Consider the following 3,276-nt stretch of genomic DNA (forward strand, 5'->3'; position numbering starts at 1 on the left):
GACTAGAAGGTGGGAAGGTTGGATTCACGACGTCTTAATGCCTCAAGATTATGGTAATGAAGAAGATTGGAAAGAACATTTTGATTTTTTACTAACAGCATTTAAGGATGAAAGGTATATCAGGGTGGACAATAAACCTTTATTTACCATTTATCGACCCGGTAGCATTCCAAGATGTGAGGAAATGTTATTGTATTGGCAAAATCTAGCTAAACAAAATGGACTTGAGGGTATTTACTTTGTTAAAACTTTAAATGCATTCGCGACTCCCCAAATTGCAGGATTCGATGCTTGTCTTGAATTTGAACCAGGTTTTACTTGCAATCATGGAGGTGGTTCAACTTTTCGGAGAGCTGTGGATGGGTATCAACAAAAGTTTATTGTGATGGATTATGATCAAGTATGTTCATGTATATTAGATGGATCTGATATAAAGAAAAATATAAAGACATTTCCAGGTGCATTTATTGATTGGGATAACTCGGCCAGAGTAGGAAATCGAGCACTGATTTTTCAAGGGTCAACCCCTGAAAAATTCTCTTACTATCTAAGTCAGCAAATTCAAAAGGCAGTGAAAAATAATAATGAATTTTTATTTATCAATGCTTGGAATGAGTGGGCGGAAGGAACATATTTAGAGCCAGATAAGAAGTATGGATATCAATATTTGGAAGCAGTAAAAAAAGCCCTTGATATTAATGGACTTTAATGATTCTAAAAATTCTTTATATATTTTATTGGAAGAAGACTACAATGAGGTGACTTAATTAATTGAATATACAAGGAGATTTTCCTCAATTAAAGATTAGTGAATTATATGGTTTCATTGAAAGCATATATGGCTGGTTGACACATATGGAACAAACGGCACTTTTGCATCTACCGGCTTTAGTTGATCATTTGCAAGGGGACATTGTAGAGATTGGTTCTTTTAAAGGTAAAAGTACAACAGCCTTAGGTCTCGGAAGTAAGTGGATTAGTGAGCGCAAACGTCCGATATATGCAATAGATCCATTTATCCCCAATAGCGGATATCATGGAAAATACTTTAACGATTTTCAAAAAGCTATTCAAGGTTTTCAACTAGAGAACTATGTAATTCCAATAAAGAACTACAGTCATGAAGCGATCGGTGAATGCCCTGAGCTTATTTCAGCACTTTTTGTTGATGGTGATCATACCTATTTAAACGTAAAGCAGGATATACAACTTTATGCTCCAAGAGTCATAGCCGGAGGCATGATTGCATTTCATGACTACAGTACTTACCAAGATGTTAAAAGAGCTGTTGATGAACTTTGTGAAGGTAAAGAATACGTATACGTCTGTGATTACGATAGTTTGCGCCTTATCCGTAAAATAAAATAGCCCTTCGAATCATGCAATAAGTGCAGCACAAAGTTTCAAACCTAAAAGCCAATCGAGAAGAAGGAGGCGCCTAGCCTCCGACCTCTCACACCGCCGTACATACCGTTTGCTTTTAAGACTGACGTATTTTTTATATCTTCCATATATATTAATCCAATCCTCTGTGATGCCAATAGGCATTATCAAGAGTTTTCTCTAGAATTGGGCTATGGCCAATACGCTAATAGCCTATCTACTATTTCCCCATTCATATGCATTCATATGCTTTTCGAATCCATGAATCTAATTTCCTCAGTACGCTTTCGAACCGACTGTTGCCCTTGTTTATTAGGAAAATCCATAGCTATTTCTGATATGGTTGAGGCATATTTCTTGATCAATATCTGGGTAATGGCTTATTGAATGAGACGGTCGAGATACCCAATAACCGAACTTCGCCGCTTGGTTTCGGGATTTCGATACGACGTACAGGTTACGGTTGTTGATAAGATTCCTGTAAAAGGGTGGTTTTCATGATGTGCCACGCAGTAATAAGATGTGGTCTTAGATTTTGAACCGGCATTCCATCTACGCCATGGCTTCCCTTATTTCTTTCCACACTTCAATGCCTGTTTTAAGTTTCATTTTTTTAGTACTGTTCCATTAACATCGTTGATATCCTTTCCCTGCGTGGACAAGATGGTCTATTTCTGCCTTTATCTGCACCGCCCTTTTGAAGTTCCCCGTGTATTCATTACTTCATCCTTCAAAAAAGTTTCGTTAGGAATTGTTTGCTTCTTCGCAAAATATCGAACGACTAGTATCAGTCCTCCTCAATCTCTTCGCTCCTTCCTTATCTTCTCGAATAGACCAGTAATATGGCCTCTGCTGACTCCTGATGATTCAGTTGCCCATCAATGACAGGTTACCAAATGTAATAGGCTGTCACCAGATATCCCCGGGTAAGAGTTACGATCCTTCCCTCCATCTATCTGCTTCATTTACTCTGTACCACCTTCGGATTAAGGACTTTGTTTTGTTTTGCAAAATCATCCAATGATACCTAGCCTTATATAAAGTTCGTGTTCCCCAGAACGGAGGTTTGCCGCTTGCTTCCTTCAGATACCACGTCACCGTGGACACCCTTTTCATTAAGCTAACGACTACTATTGCCTTCACAACTAAGGACTTTAGAGCTTTAAACTCCCCCCCTGCCGGACGTACAAAAAAACGGGAAGATTTATTAATCATTCCCGTTTTTAGAAAAAGTGTTATCAGGCGTAATAAAATTCTAATCGAGTTTGTTAACTGCAACTGATGGTTTGAATACAACGATATAAACAAAAATTAAATTATCGTTATACCCGCGCTTGCAAAACCTGCAACTGTAGTGAGAACCGAAACTGCATTATCTATAGAGAAAACCAGTAATAATTTATCCCCTGCTGTAATCCCGAGTCCAGTTAAAGCAGTATTATGAGCTGTATCTCCAATGGATATACCAGGTCCTAAAGCTGGTGTTAATAGTACAAAGGCACCTGTGGGAGTAAAGGTGTTGCTAGCTGCAGCTGCCTTCCATAATTCTGCTCTAATGGTAACAGCAGAATCTAAAGCTACTGCCGCTGTCGCACTAAAGAATGCAGATATTGATGATACAGTTCCAGCACGTGGTGCGACAAATGCGAAGCCAAGAACGCCCTCTAGACCAGGACTTATAGTAATTGTTCTTTCACCAATAGTAACTGTATCAGTAGATCTTCCGAACCCAATAAGACCTCCAGTATTAGCTAATCCTAATTGAACACTAGTCAATTCTACTGGAGCACCGGAAGCAAACGGAATGATTGAACCTTCAGTTTCTCCTCGCGGGCCTTGCGGACCTTGGAATCCTTGTGGACCTTGGAACCCTTGCGGACCTTGGAATCCTTG

3 protein-coding genes are annotated in these 3,276 nt (G+C 39.1%); 2 read left to right on the top strand and 1 reads right to left on the bottom strand.

Translation table 11 applies throughout. From position 1 onward, the window contains the following. Together ACFVSH_RS23880 and ACFVSH_RS23885 are read left to right on the top strand one after the other, a co-directional pair. The coding region (locus tag ACFVSH_RS23880; RefSeq protein WP_387708209.1) for a glycosyltransferase WbsX family protein at positions 1–709 on the top strand (709 nt) is incomplete at its 5' end. Between the two features lie 62 nt (positions 710–771). Further along, entirely contained in the window at positions 772–1,368 is a 597-nt protein-coding gene (locus ACFVSH_RS23885; protein ID WP_387598314.1) for a class I SAM-dependent methyltransferase, read from the top strand. 1,326 nt (positions 1,369–2,694) lie between these two features. Here the strand turns inward: ACFVSH_RS23885 and ACFVSH_RS23890 are convergent. After that, the coding region (locus ACFVSH_RS23890; RefSeq protein WP_387708211.1) for an exosporium glycoprotein BclB-related protein at positions 2,695–3,276 on the bottom strand (582 nt) is incomplete at its 5' end.

This window comes from Peribacillus sp. NPDC058002 (assembly GCF_042886655.1).
Taxonomy (GTDB): domain Bacteria; phylum Bacillota; class Bacilli; order Bacillales; family DSM-1321; genus Peribacillus; species Peribacillus aracenensis.